Source organism: Paenibacillus aurantius (assembly GCF_032268605.1).
Classification (GTDB): Bacteria; Bacillota; Bacilli; order Paenibacillales; family NBRC-103111; genus Paenibacillus_AO; species Paenibacillus_AO aurantius.
In genome coordinates this window covers 4,273,634-4,291,936 of sequence record NZ_CP130318.1, presented here as the reverse complement: position 1 = coordinate 4,291,936, position 18,303 = coordinate 4,273,634, and the positions used below count along the sequence as shown (strand labels likewise).

Sequence of the window (18,303 nt, the reverse complement as noted above, 5' to 3'; positions counted from 1 at the left end):
GAGTTTATGTAAAAAAGGGGAGTCACTCATGAAAAAGGCATGGACTGCCGCCGTTCTGGCGGTAACAATCGGGTTGGCGGGAGCTGCCACCCTGACGAAAGCGGGAGAAGTCAAATTCCTTGACGTCAACGGTCATTGGGCCAAGAGCGGGATCGAGCAGGCGGTGCAAAAAGGGTACGTGGACGGATACGAGGATGGAACCTTCCGTCCGGACCGCAACGTTTCGCGCGCTGAGTTCCTCAAGCAGGCCGTGACGGCCCTCAAGCTCGAGGTAGCGGGAGCCGGAAGCGGCAACGACTGGTATGTTCCGTATGTGAACGCGGCCGTAAACGCCGGGATTCACCGGTATGAGGATTTCACGACCGGTGACTGGAACACGGCGATCACCCGGGAGGAAATGGCGCGGATCGCCGTTCGGGCTTCGGGGGAGAAGACGGACGACGACAAGAAATGGCTGTACCTGGCGGCCCAGTCGGGGCTGATCCAAGGCTTGGCCGGCGGGGCATTGGGAGAAACGGAAGCGACGACGCGTGCCCAATCCGTTACCGTGATTGAGAGGATCCTGACGGTCAAAGGCGGCGGCAAGCTCGAGGTGGACAAGTATGCGGTTGCCAACGCGGAGCTGTTCTGGCACAAGACGAATATTTTCACCGTGATGCCGGAGTTTACGCAGAAGCAGCATCCCGCCCACCCTTGGGACCCGAATAACCTGTTCGTAGCCACGCCGGACGGCAAGTACCGGGGAGAACTGGAGGCGCTGATCGCGATTGACCTGGCCGACCCGAACGACCCTCATTTGGGGGAGCTTCCGGAGTTGCGGTGGTATAACGGTTTAGATAAGGGGTTTCCGATAGAGGATTACAAAGATTCGTATTTGGTATGGTTTAAAGGCCGGACGGTGTTTAACACAGATCATGAGATTTATCAGGATTGGAAGATACTTCCTAGCACTATAATTGGTTACATAGGTCCCGATTTCCAAGACTTTTCAGAAGGAAATTTAAATACTATAGCCAACGTGTATCATAAAAAGCTTGGAGATTTTGCGGGCTTCATCGTTCCAAAGAAGGGGTTGGAGACAATGGGGTTTATTTCATTTGATATTTATTCACCCTCTATAGTACCGAATCCAAATTACTCCAAATCCTTGCTTCAGGTAACTGTTCCAGAAGCAATGTAATGGTAGACAAAAACGGAAGGAGAATAATATTAGATAAAATTGTGGTATATAAAAAGTACAATATTTCAAAAGTAGTTATCGCAGTAATAATATTATCGCTATTTTCTTTGTATTTTCCAAAAGCCAGTGTAAAAGCAGATTCATTTGATATTAACTATACAAACGCAGAAAAGATTTGGAATGGTGAAACTTATAGCTATCTCAATCAAGATTCAGCAAATATTGCAATTGTGACTGCTGATGAATATGTTATCTCGGAAGCGTATTATTACGAAAATGAGAAGAAAGTGTTGTTAACGGATGCTACTGGAAAAAGCAACTGGACTGGATCAAAAATAGTCGTTGGTCAGGAAGTAAATCTAACATCTACTAGAAATACTTCATCTAAAGGTTATTACGCATGGTATCGATATACACCAGGTGATCCACATGGGGTAAATTGGTATGAAGAAGGAGGTAGTTGTCCCCCAAGCCCAATAGACTATCCAACAGATAATTGTGAACCAAGCACTAACATTGATTTTGAGATAGTAAATGGTACTAAAATGCCATCTTATCCCGGTGTTGTTGACCACAGCTTATCTTTAGGTGGAGAAATTACTGAGGGTTATTTTAATACTTCAGGATTGCAGATCCCTGATTCTCTTGTAGCTCCACCAAATCAAGACTCTTTCAGGATAAGGACTGACACTGGAACTGTAATTTCAGGTCCACTTGGATTATCTGGAGTAGCTACTCCTGAACCTTATAACCTAAGAATAGAAGAGATAACTGACTCCACTCATTTCAAGATTATCTATTCTCAAAATTTTAACGTCTTAAAACCATCCCAGACCATGGATCTCGGTCTGCCGGGTGCCAAGATGACGGTGTATTTTGCCGCCTTTATTGTGAACGTCAACTCCGTCACCTACAAATACCCGTCGACCGTGACGGTCGTGTTGAAGCCGAAGGCCACCCCGAAGCCTTCGGCGACCGTTTCCCCGACGCCAACGCCGACACCCAAACCGACGCCGAAGGTCATCACAGGGGATTTTGACATCCTGCCGCCCGAGATCAGCTACCGGGATAATTTTACGCTGCATCCGAAAAATTTCGTGATCCCGAGCGGATGCACTTACTCCAGGCATTTTTACAAGATAAGCCGTAACGGAAGCGAGGTGCAGACACAAAAGCTCACCAGTTCCAGCCAGGACCTGACCTATACGTACAGCACCTATCCATGGGTCATCGGCGTGGGAACCCATAACGTCTCTTTGATGATCGAGACAAGCTGCGGCAACTCCGGCTGGATCGCAGATAAGCCACTGGTGGTGAAGAGCCCTGGCAGCAACGAGCCCCCTTACTTTAAGCTGGGCTGGTTCCCGGACGGAGATTTTACCAGTGTGAAGCCGCTGACGAAAGTTGTGCAGGGGACGAAGGTGAACGTCAGACCCATTGAGGACCCGAACTCCGTTCCCGTCTCCCCGAGCGATCCGGACGGAGATCCGTTCAACTTGACCGGATGGGATTACAACCGAAGCTCCGCCTGGGTTAAAACCCTTCCGGGCACTTATGGATTCGCCTCGAATTCCGATTATCTCTATGGAATTAATACGGATACGCCCGGCTACCATACCATCTTCGCCACCATGACGGATAAATTTGGGCTAAGCTTTACGGCCTCCGCCACTCTGGAGGTAATACCGCCAAATCCAATCCCGGTGGCAGGATGCCCGGAGAAAGTGAAGGAGAACCGTTCCGTCGACGACAGCCTGTTTGACACGACCCAGAGCTACAGTCCGCTAGGTCGCGCCATCGATCATACGAGGGACGAATGGACGAACAAGAAATCCTCTTACACCAACGGGACCTCCGGGGATGTGACGGTACAAGCCTCACTGCATGTGTATGACCAAGGGTCTCCGCCGCTGAAGTCGATAGACCCGGATACCTGTACCATTATCGTGAACCCGGATCTGCCGCCGGTTGCGAAGCTCGATGTTCCGCCGCTATCCATCCGGGGAATGGCTCTGGATTTGTACAACAAATCCTACAGTCCAGATGGAGACGTCTTAACGACGGCTGAATACAAGTACAAATACGACGGCAACAACAACGGCTTTTTGGATGACGCTTGGCAGCCTTTAGGAGGGACTCTGGAAAAAACGTCGTTTACCCCTACCCAGGTGGGCAAGTACTTGTTTTATGTCCAAGTGACGGAGGATTACGGCCGAACCGGTGATACGGCCTCGACGGATCCCGCTCTGCTTACTCTTGACGTGATCAATTTGGCGCCGACCGTATCGTTCGAGGTGGAGGGGAAGAACGACCAGCCGGTTTACACTCCGCCGGTTACCTACAGTCCTTCTTCCATTTTGGCCAATTGGGGCTTGTACCGGACCAATTCCCTGTCTCCCATGCTGTACAAATCCTGGTCAGCCAATGGCAGCTCCCTTTCCGGCGGGTTGGGGAAGCTTTTTGAAAGGCAGGAAGGCTTCTCGTTCTCCGTGGAGCGATTCGGGGATTATTATTCCGATGCCTGGTTCTCCCCGTTTACGGACAGCGGTTTTGGGGCCAACAGCCTTAATCCCTACCGGGTCATCAAGACGGAGGATGCCGACCGAAGGCAGCCGGTCATGATCCCGGGGAGCGACGGCAAGCCGAAGGTTCTGACGTTTGGACCGAATTCGGCCAATGTACCTGATTTCCGATCCAATCAAAGCCATCTCTATTTTACGTACGATGGCATCTATTACGCCATGAACAAGGCGAAGATCGGCCGGTACCAGCTTCAGTTAGGTCCTTACGGCAGCTATGAGCACAAATGGCTGGATGGAAGTCCCTATGATTTCATGTTAAAAGCACCGGTGAGGACTCCTTCCGTGAAAGTAAAAGGAGGTCTCTGGCCCGATCATGAATCTCTTGCCCGGTATGACCTGAGCCGGGTCAGCTGGCCTTATGATTCGACCTTGAGCAGCCCGAGGGTGCTTTCTTACGAAATAGCGGACCGGACCATCTACCAGAAGGTTCTCTGGGTATGCCGGCAATGCGCGAAGGTCAATACGGATGATGAATCCGAATATGACATTCCCTTTCTGGACATCCGCACCTATGATGCGTATACGGGTCAATTTATTGCGAGCTCCCTCGAAAAAGGGAACATTCTTCACGCCCCCAACTCGTGGTACGAGAGGGTGAAGAATGCGTTCAACCGGCAGGACGAGATGATTTATTTGCAGGACCTTAATGACAGCTCCTACTCCAATTTGCGGCCTCAGGTGGATGTCAAGGTCTATAACCGTCAGGCGGAGCTGGTCGAGAGCCGCGTCATGGAGGAGCCGGAGCCATATACCGAGCAGATTTCCTCCGAGCCCGCCTCCTGCCGGATGGTTCCGGGCACGATCTACAAAGGAACCCGAGGGGATTTCTACCGCTACCAGACCGAGACCTGCACGTACCAAAACGGGTACACGTATTCGAAAGGGATCTATTTGGAGAAGATCAACCCGGACTTCACCATTGGGTTCCTCACCCGGCTGACGGGGAAGGACGCCTCCTACGCCAAATCCTTCCCGGCCGGCATGCAGCTTCCTTATGACAATCCGGCTCTTCTGATTATCAATCCGATGAAGAACGAGGTGATTGCCCGGAGCTGGACCGATGCCTTCATGGGCGGCTCCTACCACTACCAAGCCGTCAACATGAACACCGGCTGGCCGGCTCCCTTCGATGGCAGCACATATGAATATTTCGCCTATGGCCGGCGGTTCAATATCGATGGGGAAGGGAATTACATCGACCAGAGGGCTGCCGCCAATACCGGCACCCTGACACGGGACGGTTTGATTTCCCGTTATGATTCGAATGACAGCAGCTACTCGAATTGGGCTTTTAAGGAAGACAAAACACCTTATTCCGGCTGGAAATCCGGAGGGCTCATTCATGTTGATTTTATGTATGGCTCCGTCACCTACAACCAGAGATTCGGTGAATATTTCGGAGATGGTCTCTTTCTGGCCATGTGGAATCCCAAATATGGGGGCAATCCGCCCTCAGCCGGCTGGGTTCCCTGGATTTCAGTAGGGGAACCGAGTGAGGAGCCGGAACGCTTCAAGACTTACCAGCTCGGCCAGTTTGTCTCCCCTTTTGCGGTGGACGATACGGAAATTTCCTTCACGATGACCATGGGGCAGGCCAGGGTGAACAAGGAGAAAGCCGGCTTTTCGTTCCGCATGCAGGACCCGAGAAACCGCTATGCGGTCGAAACAGAGGGAGACGCTTTGGTGCTGGCCAAGTACGCGGATGGCAACCGGACCGTGTTGTCCAGCATTCCTTACCCGTTTCAGGACAACGTTCCCGCCTCCTTCCGCATTAAACTGGCGGGCCCTGACATTTCGGTTGCTTTGAACGGGGTGCCGTATCTGACGGCCAGCGACGGTACGTGGTCAAGCGGCAAGCTAGGCCCCTTTGCGGACAAATCCTTCGTGACCTTCAGCGGAATCACGACCAAGGCGGTGCCGGCGCAGGGACTTCAGTGGCTGACTGGATATGCGATATGGGAGCCTTCGTCCGGGAATGCCACGGTAAAATACCGGAACATTGCCTTTGACGACCCGGAAAAGGATTCGCCCGCCGGCAGCATGCAGTGGAGCTATTCCCATGATCCGAAGTTTCTTGATCATCAGGGCGTGTCGGCAATGGCGGGGCAAACCTACACGGCTGAGCAGACCACCTTCGATAAGGTAGGGGTTTATACCGTTTCGCTCCGCGCCAAGGATGATCCTCATGGGGGCTATCCCAGCCCGAGTCTCGTTTTCGATTCCTACCGGATGCTGTCTAATCGGTTCATGGCCAAGGTGACCGTCCACCGGCGGCCGGTTGCAATTTTCACGGCAGCGGCCAATCCCGATGGCACCATCCGGTACGCCGACGACAGCTACGATCCCGACCGGTGGGCCGCTCCGGACCGCTTCTCCGCTCCGGACACGACAGGAATCGATTATGGGGCGACGAGAGGGATCATGGAACGCAAGTGGTGGTATCTCTCTCCTTCCGGAGAGTACCGGACGGACAAGCTTACCCGGCCCGCGGAATTAGGCACCTACGAAGTCGGGCTTCAGGTTAGGGACGAATATGGAGCCTGGAGCCTGCCGGTGACCCGCCAGGTGGCTGTCGGAAACATTCCGCCGCCCAACGGCAAGCCGTCGGCTGTCCTTACCTATCCAACCGGCACACAGGCGGCTCCCACTATGGTTCATACGGCAAAACCTACCGTAACCTGGAACCAGTCGGACTCGGATCCGGGCACCGTCTTCAAGGGATATCATGTCCGCATTTCCGATCCGGTCGGTACGGTCATTCAGGAGACAGGAGAGGCCTCCTTCTGGACTTCCAGTGGAAGCTGGTCCTGGCAGGTGCCAAGGGATCTCCCGTCCGGGGTAAGCATGCAGGTGCAGGTACGCGTTAGCGACGGGGAACAGTGGTCGGATTGGTCCAACATCGGTTGGTTTCGGGTCAATGGCCCTCCAGCCGTTACGCTAACGAGCCCTGCTGGCTCCGAGAAGGCTCCAACGCTTTACCTGGATAACCGCCGACCTCCGGTGTCCTGGAATCAGGTGGACGCAGACCCCGGCACGATTTTTCAAGGGTATCAGGTTCAGATCGCCCGTGCTAACGGAGCCGTGGTTTACGATTCCGGGCAGGCGGGACAGTGGACGAGCGCGGCCAGCCAGACGGCCGCAACCGGAACGGACCTTCCGACCGGCGAACCGCTTCAGGTGAGGGTCAAGGTAAGCGACGGAACGTTATGGTCGGAATGGTCCAACACGGGGTGGCTGACCATCAACCTAAGCCCCCGGGCGGAAATCATCAGCCCGTCCGGAACGCGGGACGCTCCGGCCATTACCGGACCCAAGCCGCTTATCGTCTGGGAGCAGACCGATCCCGATCCCGGCACGGTCTTCCTGAAATACCAGGTTCAATTCTGGAACGAGGCTGGCTCTGACCTCATCCTGGATTCGGGAGCCGTTTCGCAGCATACAGAGGCGGCAGCCCAAAGCTACCAGACCGTTACGGAACTGCCCAAAGGAACGAAGCTTCGCGTAAGGGTGAGGGTGCAGGACGGCATCGTCTGGTCCCCTTGGTCGCAGGACCAATGGATTTATACGAACCGGCCTCCTCAAGCGGATTTTGATTGGACGCCCAAGCCGGTGTGGGAGGGAGACACCCTGACAACGGTCAATCTTTCCTCCGACCCCGATGGCGATCCGCTGACGTCGAAGTGGACCTTGACCGGGCCGCAGGGCGAGCTCGGCCAGTGGGAGACGGAGACGTTCAGCGCCGTCACGCCAGTACCCGGGTTCTACACGGTCCGGCTGACGGTATCGGACGGCATCACGGATTCGTCCGTCTCCAAGGTGGTAGAAGTTCTCCCGCTAACCATCCGGTCGGAGGTATACCATACGCCGGAATGGCTGGAGCATCATGAGGAGCGGGGACATGAAACGAGGGGCCGCCCGAAAGATTTTTATTCCGGGGAAATTTTTGTGGTCGAAACCGTAAGCTCTCCGACCGAAGTGGCGGATGCCCAAGCCTGGATGGATGCGGTAGGACTTGATGGGGAGCCCATCCACCTGGAGGTGGTTCTGGATCGGACCGGACCGGTTTCCTTCCGCGGGGAGCTGTACGATCCGGTGCTGCAGTCGCTCACCTCGGGGTTGCCCAAGGGGCCTCAGAGCATTCACTTCCGGCTGCGATACGGCAACGGGGTAGTCAAAGAGGAGACGGTTCCGGTGAACATCATCGGATCGGTGCAAGCGTTCCTCGGGGTCCACCGCGTCCAGTAGACATTGCTGCGAACGGACGGTGGGTGGATGGCCGGCCAACCATGGAGGAACAGCAAGGGGGCAGTAAAAACAAAGGACAGATCGGAACCGAATTTCTTCGGCCAATCTGTCCTTTTATTAATATTTCCATATTCGGGGATAGGCGATGGGCCGAAAGGATGGTCCGAGGTCATAGACACCTTAAGCCTGGTCACGCGTCCTTACCCTAGGCTACCGTTACGATGATCGGCTCCTGCCTCGTAATGATGATCGTATGTTCGTGCTGTGCCGTAAAGCTGCAGTCCGTTACGCTCATCGTCCAGCCGTCCGGCTGTTCCAGAACGAACTCGGCGCCAGTGGACAAGAATGGCTCGATCGTAATGACCTGACCTTCCTTCAGCCTGCGCTTATCATGCTTGTTGTACACAGGCCAAATCTCGGACGGCGCCTCGTGAATCGCTTTTCCGACCCCATGGCTGCACAGATTGCGAATGACCTTGTAGCCGCCTTTGGCCGCCTCCGTCTCTATAATACGGCCCACCTCGCTCAGGCGTACGCCGTGCTTCAAGGAAGAGATAACCTTCATCATCGTCTCATGGGTATAATCGCACAGCCGCACCAGCTCCGGTGTGAAGGGAGGCATCTGGAAGGAGTGGCCGGTGTCGGCCACATAGCCGTCCTTTTCGGCGCATACGTCGATATTCACGAGATCTCCCGGTTGAAGCATCCGGCTGCCCGGAATCCCGTGGGCGGCCTCTTCGTTGATGCTGATGCAGGTGTGGCCGGGAAACTGGTAAAATTTCTTTGGCGCGGACACCGCTCCATGGCTTTGCAGGATGCGGCCGCCGATCTCGTCAAGCTCCTTCGTGGTCATGCCCACCCTGGCGCTGCGTTTCATTTCCTTCACCGTCAGGGCAACGATTCTGCCGATTTCCTTCAAGGCCTCGATATCTTTCTCCGAACCGATTGTCATCCTTCTCATCACTCCAATCCCATTGGTATATCCTTATTATGCATCTTTTGGGGAGGTGCCGGTAGAGCATAAGGAGCGTGGCAGCCGCCAGGTAGCCCATAACGTATCCTGCGTGCTCCACCTTGGGAAGGCAAAAGGTTCAACCTGGTCCCTTATCCGCGATTGAAGCTCTGCTTGTTACCGTTTAAGGCACCAGGAACGAACGATTCCCTATCGGGTTATGGGGCTGGGGGACGGGAACCCTTACCGTCCTTCGGCCGAGCCGCCTTCCCGTTCCGTCTGTTCCCGCCGCGGAGGAAGCGGCCCGAAATATTGGTACAGGGCGCATTCGATCCGCCCGTTGAACAGCTTGCGCTTTTTCGTCGCGGGGCGGCCGAAATAGTGCTCGAGCTGCTTGTTCGGCGTCAGCACGAACGCCGACCACGTGTCGAGCCGGCCCGCGACGGAGCCCAGCTGCCGCAGCACCTGCACGGCTTCGTCCTGATCCCCCAACCGCTCGCCGTACGGCGGGTTGGTGATCAGGCAGCCGTAGTCGCCGCGCGGCCGGGCCTTCGCTACCGGCTCGACGCCGAAGCGCAGCTCCCGCGCCAAGCCGGCGCTTTTGGCGGCCGCGAGGGCCACTTCGATCGCCGCGGGATCGATGTCCGTTCCGCTAATATCAAGCGGAACGTCATCCCGCACGAGATCGAAGGCTTCCTCGCGGGCCTCGTCCCAAAGCGCCGGGCGGAGCGCCGGCCAGCCCTCGGCGGAGAAAGGCCGCCGCAGGCCCGGGGCCAGGTTCCAGCCGATCATCGCCGCCTCGATCGGGATCGTGCCCGAGCCGCAGAACGGATCGTACAGCGGCCGCTCCGGCTTCCACCGGCTCAGGAGTACCATCGCCGCGGCGAGCGTCTCCTTGAGCGGTGCTTCCGTCACGAGCTTGCGGTAGCCGCGCTTGTGCAGGCTCGCCCCGGATGTATCCAGCGTCAGGGTGGCGATGTCGTTCAATAGCGACACCTCAATGACATACCGGGCTCCCGTTTCCTTAAACCACTCGGTCCGGTAACGCTGCTTCATTTTCTCAACCACAGCTTTCTTTACGATGCCCTGGCAGGCCGGGACACTTGAAAGCTGGGACTTGTGGGATCTTCCCTCTACGGGGAATTCCCCCTCTTCGGGAATCCAGTCCGGCCAGTTCAGCGCTTTTGTCCCCTCGAACAGCTCATCGAAGGTGACGGCCTTGAACTCGCCCATCTTGATAAGAATCCGGTCGGCCGTGCGCAGCCAAAGGTTCGTCCGGCAGATGGCAAGCTCGTCCCCTTTGAACGTCACCCTGCCGTTCTCCACCATCATATCCTCGTAGCCGAGATCTTTGATTTCCCGTGCGACCAAAGCCTCCAGCCCCATAGGGCAGGTGGCGATCAGATCGATTTTGGCCATGTAACTCCCTCTTTCTGTTCCTTGGAATCCCCTCTCGGGGCGTATGGGATAGAAGAACGGCTTTCCCCCGGAGTCTGCTCCGTTCATCCTTATCCGACGAAGCCTGTTGATTTCCCTGTCAGCCTTGTCTTAGAAAGGGATATGCAGGGCAGGTAGGAAGTGCCGTTTCCTTTGCTTTCGGTCGTTTTTTTCATACAATAGGAAGTATAGGGGAAAGAGCGGATGGATACAAATCGCTTTTTCCGGAGGGGATGGTGGAGTCATTGGATAGGGTTACCGAAGAGCAGTATGTAGATTCGCTTTTTGCTAAGGACGAGCAGCTCGAAGCGGTCAAGCAAAGCATCCGCGACAACAGCATGCCGGAAATTTCCGTTCCGTCCGGGTACGGACGGCTGCTGACCTTGCTCGTTAAGCTGGGCGGGGCCAAAAGGATTTTGGAGATCGGTGCGCTTGGCGGCTACAGCGGCATTTGCCTGGCACGGGGCCTTGGGGAGGACGGCAAGCTGGTTTCGCTGGAATTGAAGGAGGAGTATGCCGAGCTCGCTCACCGCAATCTGAAAGAGGCCGGACTGGGCGACAAGGTGAAGTACCGGGTGGGAGAAGCGCTGGACAGCCTGCAGGCGTTGGAAGCGGAAGGGCAAACCTTCGATTTCTTCTTTATCGATGCAGATAAAGGGAATTACCCGAATTACTTCGAATGGGCGTTGAAGCTGGCCAATCCCGGAGCGGTTATTGTGGGAGATAATGCTTTCATGCATGGCAAAACGATGGACCCGGAGCAGACCGGCAACGCCGTTCGCGGCATGAGGCGCTTTAACGAGCTGATGACGTCTCACCCGGGACTCGACAGTACGGTCCTACCGGCTTACGACGGACTGGCGGTAGCGAGGATCAAATAACCGGCGCCAAACGTCCCGGCACTCCAACAATGCACAAGAAAAACGGCCTTCAGGAAGCCCTGAGGCCGTTCTTCTTTTATCTGCATCGGCTTTAATAGAGCTTGTCCATGCCGCGTCATTCCCCGGGGAGGCGGTTCCCCCAGCGGGAGGAAAGCAAAGTCCTGCGCACCCAGAAGAAATTCAGGAGCAGCAGCGCCGAGCTGACCCAGAAGATCCCGCGGATGCCGATAAAGCCGTTCAGAACCCCGCCCGTTAACGGCCCGATGACATTGCCGAGACTCAAGGTGCTGGAGTTGAAGCTGTAGGACCGGCTTTCCATTCCTTCCGGCGTGTATTTGCGAATGAGGGCGTAGATGGAGGGCAGCATCCCTCCCATAAAGATCCCCATGAAGAAACGGGCGGCCAGAAGCTGCCAAATGTTGCTCACCAGCGCTTGGGGAATGAAGGCGAGCGCCGATCCGATCAGGCAGATGCCCAGAATCTTCTCCGAGCCCAGCTTGTCCCCGAACCGGCCGAGGACCGGCGAGGCGATCATATTCGAGAAGCCGTTCACCGAACCGACCAATCCCGCGAAGAAGGCGAGATACGCCGCCTTGCCGTACAGATCCTGAACGAACAGGGCCATCAGCGGCTGCGGACTCATCAGGGCGAACTGGAACATAAAGGTCACCGCGAACAAAGCGGGAAGCTGCGGAATGTGGGCCAGGTCCTTGAAGCTCTGCCACAGGGAAACGCGGGGCTGGCTTCGGGCCTCCGATGCGTTAAAGCTTTCTTTAACTAGGAACATGGCGAGAAGGGAAGCCACGAAGAGAAGCCCGCCGGTCAAATAAAAAATGCTGCGGAAGCCGATGAGCTCCGCCAGTATTCCGCCGATGAGCGGCCCGAGGATGGTGCCGGCGACTCCGCCGGACTGAAGGGTGCCCATGGCGAAGCCGATTTTGTTCCTCGGCGTATTCGTGGACATAAGGGCGACGGAGGCGGGCACGAAGCCGGACACCGTCCCGTTCACGAGCCGAAGCAGGAGCAGATGCCAGGCATCGGTCGCAAAGCCCATGAACGTCATGACGAGGGCCATTCCGAAGCCCGAGCGCAGAAGCATCACTTTGCGGCCGTAGCGGTCGGCCAGTCCTCCCCAGATCGGCTGGGCGATGAAGGAAGTCACGAAATTGCCGGCAAAAATGATGCCTGACCAATAGGCTACCTGCTTGGTATCGGTTACGCCCAATTCCTGCAGGTAAAGCGGAAGAAAGGGCATGATCATGGTCATCCCGGCCATGGCGAGAAATTGCCCGATCCACAAAACGGATAAATTGACTTTCCAGTTAACCATTGCTGTCTCTCCCATCCGGCTTGGCGGTGAAGGGCAGGCCGGGCGGCCGCGCCCGGCTTTTTCCGATTTTGCCGAGGCGGCAGTCCCAGCCTCCTTAGTACCTTATCCGTGAGTGTTGTTCTGCTTCCCTTTTGATTATCCTGCGCCTACGAAGGTATTCTCACCAACAGAGTTACCGGATAAGGCACTAGTATACCCAAATCGTAACGCAATTGGGTCCCGTTGACCAGTCCTGCATAATGTTATCGACTCGGGGGATAGTAAGCTTCGTGTCGTTTGGAAGAGAATCCTATCCCAAAGGAGTGTTGGTCCATGCCTTTTGGCGCCCACGAAACCATGGAAGTCCATGAAATCCTCAATGAGAAAGTTAACCAGATCAATCATTTTGCCTGGTATGCCCGTCAGGCCCAGAATCCTCAGCTGCGTCAAATGATCGAGCGTCATCTGCAATCGGCTGTCGAGTTCTATGACCAGATTGTGTCCTATACGCATGATTACAACCATGCGCAGCCGCAGATGCAGGGAGTGGGCATGGTATCGGACACGGTGGAGCAGATCAAGTACGGCCTGCACAACCCGGCCCGGCTTTCCCCGCAGACCGGAGGGGGAATGAAGGACACGGACATTGCCTCCGCCGTGCTGCTGTGCCACAAGAATTCGGCCAAAAATGCCATGACGGCCTCGCTGGAATGCGCGGATCCGAATGTTCGCCAGCTTTTGATGAATACGGCTAACGCCTGTGCGATCCAGGCTTATGAGGTGTTCCAACTGATGAACGAGCAGGGACAATACCAGGTGCCGACGATGAGCGAGCATACGGCCAAAACGTTCCTGCATACCTTCCAGCCGGTCCAGGAAGCTCCGGAGGCGCCCTATGTCCAGCCGGCCATGTCCCAGACTTCCTCTCCGTCCTATGAGAATTCGAACCAGCGTTCCTATCCGGCTGCTGGCGGGCAGGCAGCGTCTGCCGCGTACCGCGGCATGAACAGCGGAATGGGACAGGGAGCTCCTTCCGCGTTCCAGCAGCCGATTTCGGGCGGCTATTCTCCGGCCCAAGCTTCGCAGGCTGGAAACCAGCCGATGGGCGGGGGCAGCCGGATGAACAGCGGGAACAGCTTCTCCTCGTCCAACCCGACCCAAGGCGGAATGAGACATTAAAGCTTCTGCCTGAAGCAAAGCCTATACGTGATAAAACCACCCGATTGTTCTCGGGTGGTTTTTGGGGTGGAAACAGGGGGATGGTCTTTAAAGATCGGCCGCCAAGCCTTGCGCGGAAAAGAGCTTCAGGCATTCCTCCAGCGCCTCTTTTTCCTCCGGAAACCGCAAGCTGCCGACGGCTTCCTGTACGGGCACCCAGTCCACCCGGGAAACGAGCTCACGGTCCTTTCGTTTGTCGGGGGAGCCGTCGAGGGCGGAGGCGAGAAAAAAACGGATGGTCAGGTGCAGCACGGGCAAGCGCTTGTTCTTGACTGCTTCGACCACCACCGGCTCGTACGGAAGGAGGCGCACCTGATACCCGGTTTCTTCTTCGACTTCCCTTACCGCACACTGCTCATAGCTTTCTCCGTCCTCGACTCCGCCTTTCGGCAGCCTTGGATCATCCCGGTTCTTCAATCGGATGAGGAGCACCTGCAGCCCACCCTGCAGCTGCCGGAGCACAACACAGCCGGCGGCCTCCCTCGCTGCCATTGACATGGGAATCCCTCCCTTGGGTAAGGCATAATCGCTTCTATATCTTTATATATACGGATGAGGAAGTTTTTTATTCGTCGGGGGAAAGTCCGTTCTCTTGGCGCCTATCTTTGCTATAATAGATTGGTAGGTTAAGGAAAAGGAGAATGAAATGATTCCATCCCGTAAACAAAGCAAGCCCCAGCGTCAGAAAAGGGTCCGCAACGTCGGGCTTTTGGCAGGAGGCTTGGCCGGTACCCTGCTTCTCGGCGCCGGCATCATGCTCATGCTGCCGGGACAGCCGGAGAAGGCGGGGACGTCGGCCGATGCGGCGGCACGCACCGCCTCGCCGACACCCGCTCCCTCATCCGCCGAAACGCCGGCTGCGCCAAGCCCTTCGGCTGCGGTCTCACCAGCCGCTACCGCTTCGCCTTCCCCGAGTCCGAGTCTCCGGCCTTCGGGAGCTGAGAACGCGGCGGCGACCTCCACGCCGATTCCTGCTCCGAGCGTCAAGCCGCCGGCGGCGCCCGCTGCCGGCGGCGCCGAAACAGCGGGGCCGGATCCCGCCAACGATCCCCACAGCGTCAAGCTGTCGTTTGTCGGGGATGTGATCATGGCTAGCGCAGTGGAGACGCTGCTTAAGCAGCACGGGTATGATTACCCGTACACCGAGGTGAAGGCCGATCTGGAGAGAGCGGATCTGGCGATCGCCAACCTGGAAACGCCGATAAGCCTCCGGGGGGCTCCCCAATCCAAGGAATATACGTACCGGTCGTCGCCCCTCGCTCTGCCTCCTTTCAAGGAAGCCGGCTTTGATCTGGTCAACCTGGCCAACAATCACATCCTGGATTACGGCCAGGATGCGCTGCTCGATACGTTCGACAACCTGAAAAAGAACGGGATTCCTTATGTGGGAGCGGGCCATAACAGCCAGGAAGCGTTCGAGCCGGTCATTCTGGATAAGAAGGGCATGCGAATTGCCTTTCTCGGCTTCTCGCGTGTCGTCCCGGATAACTCCTGGAAGGCCGGCCCCAACCATCCGGGAGTAGCGGATACTTATAATTACACGGTGCCGGTAGAATCCATCCGCAAGGCGAGGGAGAAGGCCGACCTGGTCGTGGTGATCGCCCATTGGGGCGTGGAACGGCAAAGCCAGGCGGAGGCGTACCAGAGAGACCTGGCCCATCGGTATATTGAGGCGGGGGCCGACTTGATCATCGGAGGCCATCCGCATGTCCTGCAGGGGTTTGAAAAGTACAAAGGCAAGTGGATTGCCTACAGCCTCGGCAATTTTATCTTTACCACCAATACGGTGAAGGAAACGCTGGATTCTATGATTCTCGAAGCGAGCTGCTCCAAGGACCGGCAGTGCAGCCTCAAGGCCCTGCCGATCTTCACGCAGTGGGCGAAGCCTGTGCCTATGCAGCCTGCCGACGCGGCCAAGCTGTTTGACCGCTTGTCGAAGGTCTCGTACGGCTCCCGGATTCTTCCGGATGGGCGCATATCGGCAGAGCCTTGATTAAATCATAAGGGTATTTCCCGAAATAGGAGAGAACAACCATGACAACCCCCATTCGCAATGTATACTGCGTCGGCCGCAATTACCGTCTTCATGCGGCCGAGCTTGGCAATGCCGTCCCGGATCAACCGATGCTGTTCATGAAACCGACGCATTCGGTCGTGCTGGCGGACGGCGGATCCGTCCCGCTACCCGGGGACCGGGGGCAAGTTCACTATGAAACGGAGCTGGTGCTCCGCATCGGACGGGATTACGAGCCGGGCCTGACGGTCGACGAGCTGGTCGACTCCATAGCCATCGGCATTGACTTTACCCTGCGCGACGTGCAGGATGGGTTGAAGAAGAAGGGCCATCCGTGGCTGGCCGCCAAGGGCTTCCGGAATTCGGCGCCGGTCGGCGCCTTCCGGCCGTTTCCCGGGATTGCCGAAGCGGCCCGCAGCGAATTCAGCCTTCGCCGGAACGGGACGGAGGTACAGCGGGGCAATCTGAACGACATGATTTTTTCTCCTCAGACCATTGTGGATTTCGTGGCGGCCCACTTCGGATTGGGAGAAGGAGATGTTATCTTTACCGGAACCCCGGAAGGAGTAGGAGCGGCGGCAGACGGAGACCGCTTCGAGCTTTACTGGGCCGAGGAAGCTGCGGGTAACTTTACTGTTCGGCTGGAACAGGCCTAGTTTCGTCAGAAGGCTTCTAAGAAATAACCCGGCAGCGGGGCTCATGCCTACCGCTGCTTTTTTGTCCGGACGGGGATGCTGCTCTACGGACCGTTCCAGGAGAAGAACAGGAGGAATGATCTTGAACGAAGCGGGAGATTGGCTGATCGGCCTTGCCGGAAGCACGTTGATCGGAGGGCTGGCCTATGCCAAACGGTCCTTGTCGGCTTCAGGCTGGGCGGCGGCGATCGTAGTCGGGACGCTGCTTTATGCCTTGGGAAGCCCCGTTTGGTTCGGGGCGCTGCTGGCTTTTTTCCTCTCGTCGACGCTGCTGTCCCGATGGAAGAAGAAGGCGAAAAGCACGGCAGAGGAAGGATACGAGAAATCCGGCCGGCGCGATGCCGGCCAGGTGGCGGCGAACGGGCTGCCGGCGGCTCTTCTATGCGTGGCGCAGGCCGTGTGGCCGGATCCGGCTTGGCTGGCCGCCTTCCTCGGGGTGATGGCTTCCGTCAATGCCGATACATGGGCGACGGAGGTCGGCGGCTTGAGCCGCCGGCCGCCCCGGTCGATCCTGACGGGCCGGGTGGTCGCGCCGGGCACCTCGGGCGGAATCACCTTGCTGGGCAGCGGGGCGGCGGCAGCCGGAAGCCTTTTTATCGGCGCAGCATCCTTCTTGCTGCTCCTCCTTTACCCGGATCCCGCCTGGGCCGGTCAGCCATCAGGTCTTTCGGCCGTTCTCTGCTTCGCCGCCGCCCTGGCGGGAGGGCTCGTCGGAGCCTTCTCCGATTCTCTGATTGGCGCGAAATGGCAGCGGATGTACCGGTGCGCCGTCTGCGGCCGAACGGTGGAGAAGACCTCCCACTGCGGCCGTCCCGCCGTGTTCGCACGGGGCTGGCGGTGGATGAATAACGATGCGGTGAATATCATCAGCTCGCTCTTGGGCGGGGTGGCGGGAGCGGTCATCTACCGGCTTCTGCTTTGAGGAAAGGAGTCCCTTTATTGGATACGAATAGCCCTGTCTACATCCGGAGATACGAGCCTTCCGATGCTCCGGCCCAGCTGGAGCTCCGCTTGCGCAACCGGACGTTTATGGCACCGTATGATCCCGTTCGCCCGGCCTCCTTTTATACGCTGGAGGGACAGCGGGAGCAGCTGGAGCGCAGCCTGGCGGGTTGGGAAAAAGACGAAGAGTACGCCTTCGCCGTTTGTCTTGTGGAAGGCGGGGAGCTGATCGGGAGGGTCGCCCTCTCGTCCGTCGTGCGGGGGGCTTGGCAGAACGCCAATCTAGGCTATTTCATCGATTCCGCGCACAACGGAAAAGGGTTTGCGACCGAGGCGGTTCGCCAAGCGGTCGCCTTTGCGTTCGGGGAAGCCGGTCTTCACCGGGTGCAGGCGGCCATCATGCCTTGGAACCGGCCTTCGATCCGGGTGGTGGAGAAAGCCGGCTTCCGGCTGGAGGGGCTGGCGGTGAAATACCTAAGGATCCACGGCCAATGGGAGGACCATCGGATCTATGCGGTCACCAACGACAGCATAGAGTGAGCCTGTCCGGCCTTCAACGGAGCTCGAATTTTTTCTTGTCCGCCTTCTTCGTTTCCCACAGATGCAGGGAGTCGTACTCGTAGGAGTCCCGTTTGATCCTTCGGTAGAGCAGCAGGCACAAGCCCCCGAGGAACAACAGAAAGAGCAGCGTCAACAGGACAAAAGCCAGCATAATCCCATCTCCTTATTCGGGATAACCGATTGAGTAATGGATATGCGCTGTAAGGGGTTTCAAGAACGCGAAGAAAACAAAAAAAGCGGAGAACCGGCAAAGGTTCTTCGCTTTTTGACTTTTCGAAACGGCTTTT

The 18,303-nt window shown here is 56.9% G+C and carries 13 protein-coding genes; 8 read left to right on the top strand and 5 right to left on the bottom strand.

What is annotated here, in order from left to right; translation table 11 throughout:
- The first annotated feature begins 28 nt into the window (after window positions 1-28).
- Both MJA45_RS19460 and MJA45_RS19455 read left to right on the top strand, forming a co-directional pair.
- Window positions 29-1,180 (top strand): S-layer homology domain-containing protein, encoded by a 1,152-nt coding sequence (locus tag MJA45_RS19460; protein ID WP_315603560.1) that lies wholly within the window; start codon window positions 29-31, stop codon window positions 1,178-1,180.
- An 863-nt stretch (window positions 1,181-2,043) separates the two neighbouring features.
- Entirely contained in the window at window positions 2,044-8,007 is a 5,964-nt protein-coding gene (locus MJA45_RS19455; RefSeq protein ID WP_315603559.1) for a glycoside hydrolase family 78 protein, read from the top strand.
- 205 nt (window positions 8,008-8,212) lie between these two features.
- Here the strand turns inward: MJA45_RS19455 and map are convergent, their stop codons facing one another.
- Entirely contained in the window at window positions 8,213-8,959 is a 747-nt protein-coding gene (gene map / locus MJA45_RS19450; RefSeq protein ID WP_315603558.1) for a type I methionyl aminopeptidase, read from the bottom strand.
- A 243-nt stretch (window positions 8,960-9,202) separates the two neighbouring features.
- Complete coding sequence (locus MJA45_RS19445) at window positions 9,203-10,378, bottom strand: THUMP domain-containing class I SAM-dependent RNA methyltransferase (protein ID WP_315603557.1); 1,176 nt, start codon at window positions 10,376-10,378, stop codon at window positions 9,203-9,205.
- A gap of 251 nt (window positions 10,379-10,629) precedes the next feature.
- Here MJA45_RS19445 and MJA45_RS19440 point away from each other — a divergent pair, with 251 nt between their 5' ends.
- Complete coding sequence (locus MJA45_RS19440; RefSeq protein WP_315603556.1) at window positions 10,630-11,277, top strand: O-methyltransferase; 648 nt, start codon at window positions 10,630-10,632, stop codon at window positions 11,275-11,277.
- A gap of 115 nt (window positions 11,278-11,392) precedes the next feature.
- Here MJA45_RS19440 and MJA45_RS19435 read toward each other — a convergent pair whose 3' ends face one another.
- Window positions 11,393-12,607 (bottom strand): MFS transporter, encoded by a 1,215-nt coding sequence (locus MJA45_RS19435; protein ID WP_315603555.1) that lies wholly within the window; start codon window positions 12,605-12,607, stop codon window positions 11,393-11,395.
- A gap of 312 nt (window positions 12,608-12,919) precedes the next feature.
- On the opposite strand from MJA45_RS19435, the gene MJA45_RS19430 reads away from it, so the two are divergent.
- On the top strand, window positions 12,920-13,765 hold the full coding sequence (locus tag MJA45_RS19430; protein ID WP_315603554.1) for a spore coat protein: 846 nt from the start codon (window positions 12,920-12,922) through the stop codon (window positions 13,763-13,765).
- A gap of 87 nt (window positions 13,766-13,852) precedes the next feature.
- Here the strand turns inward: MJA45_RS19430 and MJA45_RS19425 are convergent, their stop codons facing one another.
- Window positions 13,853-14,302 (bottom strand): NUDIX hydrolase, encoded by a 450-nt coding sequence (locus MJA45_RS19425; RefSeq protein WP_315603553.1) that lies wholly within the window; start codon window positions 14,300-14,302, stop codon window positions 13,853-13,855.
- Between the two features lie 148 nt (window positions 14,303-14,450).
- Here MJA45_RS19425 and MJA45_RS19420 point away from each other — a divergent pair, with 148 nt between their 5' ends.
- The 4 genes from MJA45_RS19420 (at window position 14,451) to MJA45_RS19405 (ending at window position 17,995) form a co-directional block, all read left to right on the top strand.
- The gene (locus MJA45_RS19420; RefSeq protein ID WP_315603552.1) at window positions 14,451-15,797 is read left to right on the top strand and encodes a CapA family protein; all 1,347 of its coding nucleotides are present in this window, start codon (window positions 14,451-14,453) and stop codon (window positions 15,795-15,797) included.
- Window positions 15,798-15,838: 41 nt separating this feature from the next.
- The gene (locus MJA45_RS19415; protein ID WP_315603551.1) at window positions 15,839-16,474 is read left to right on the top strand and encodes a fumarylacetoacetate hydrolase family protein; all 636 of its coding nucleotides are present in this window, start codon (window positions 15,839-15,841) and stop codon (window positions 16,472-16,474) included.
- Window positions 16,475-16,595: 121 nt separating this feature from the next.
- Window positions 16,596-17,435: a DUF92 domain-containing protein gene (locus MJA45_RS19410; protein WP_315603550.1), complete on the top strand. Its 840-nt coding sequence runs from the start codon at window positions 16,596-16,598 to the stop codon at window positions 17,433-17,435.
- Window positions 17,436-17,452: 17 nt separating this feature from the next.
- Entirely contained in the window at window positions 17,453-17,995 is a 543-nt protein-coding gene (locus tag MJA45_RS19405) for a GNAT family N-acetyltransferase (RefSeq protein WP_315603549.1), read from the top strand.
- Between the two features lie 13 nt (window positions 17,996-18,008).
- Here MJA45_RS19405 and MJA45_RS19400 read toward each other — a convergent pair whose 3' ends face one another.
- Complete coding sequence (locus tag MJA45_RS19400; protein WP_315603548.1) at window positions 18,009-18,167, bottom strand: hypothetical protein; 159 nt, start codon at window positions 18,165-18,167, stop codon at window positions 18,009-18,011.
- Window positions 18,168-18,303: the final 136 nt, after the last annotated feature.

What these genes read in the sequence shown, in the direction of transcription:
- MJA45_RS19460 (WP_315603560.1), top strand. Translation starts at nt 29, where the DNA reads ATGAAAAAGGCATGGACTGCCGCCGTTCTGGCGGTAACAATCGGGTTG.
- MJA45_RS19455 (WP_315603559.1), top strand. Translation starts at nt 2,044, where the DNA reads ATGACGGTGTATTTTGCCGCCTTTATTGTGAACGTCAACTCCGTCACC.
- map (WP_315603558.1), bottom strand. Translation starts at nt 8,959, where the DNA reads ATGACAATCGGTTCGGAGAAAGATATCGAGGCCTTGAAGGAAATCGGC.
- MJA45_RS19445 (WP_315603557.1), bottom strand. Translation starts at nt 10,378, where the DNA reads ATGGCCAAAATCGATCTGATCGCCACCTGCCCTATGGGGCTGGAGGCT.
- MJA45_RS19440 (WP_315603556.1), top strand. Translation starts at nt 10,630, where the DNA reads ATGGTGGAGTCATTGGATAGGGTTACCGAAGAGCAGTATGTAGATTCG.
- MJA45_RS19435 (WP_315603555.1), bottom strand. Translation starts at nt 12,607, where the DNA reads ATGGTTAACTGGAAAGTCAATTTATCCGTTTTGTGGATCGGGCAATTT.
- MJA45_RS19430 (WP_315603554.1), top strand. Translation starts at nt 12,920, where the DNA reads ATGCCTTTTGGCGCCCACGAAACCATGGAAGTCCATGAAATCCTCAAT.
- MJA45_RS19425 (WP_315603553.1), bottom strand. Translation starts at nt 14,302, where the DNA reads ATGTCAATGGCAGCGAGGGAGGCCGCCGGCTGTGTTGTGCTCCGGCAG.
- MJA45_RS19420 (WP_315603552.1), top strand. Translation starts at nt 14,451, where the DNA reads ATGATTCCATCCCGTAAACAAAGCAAGCCCCAGCGTCAGAAAAGGGTC.
- MJA45_RS19415 (WP_315603551.1), top strand. Translation starts at nt 15,839, where the DNA reads ATGACAACCCCCATTCGCAATGTATACTGCGTCGGCCGCAATTACCGT.
- MJA45_RS19400 (WP_315603548.1), bottom strand. Translation starts at nt 18,167, where the DNA reads ATGCTGGCTTTTGTCCTGTTGACGCTGCTCTTTCTGTTGTTCCTCGGG.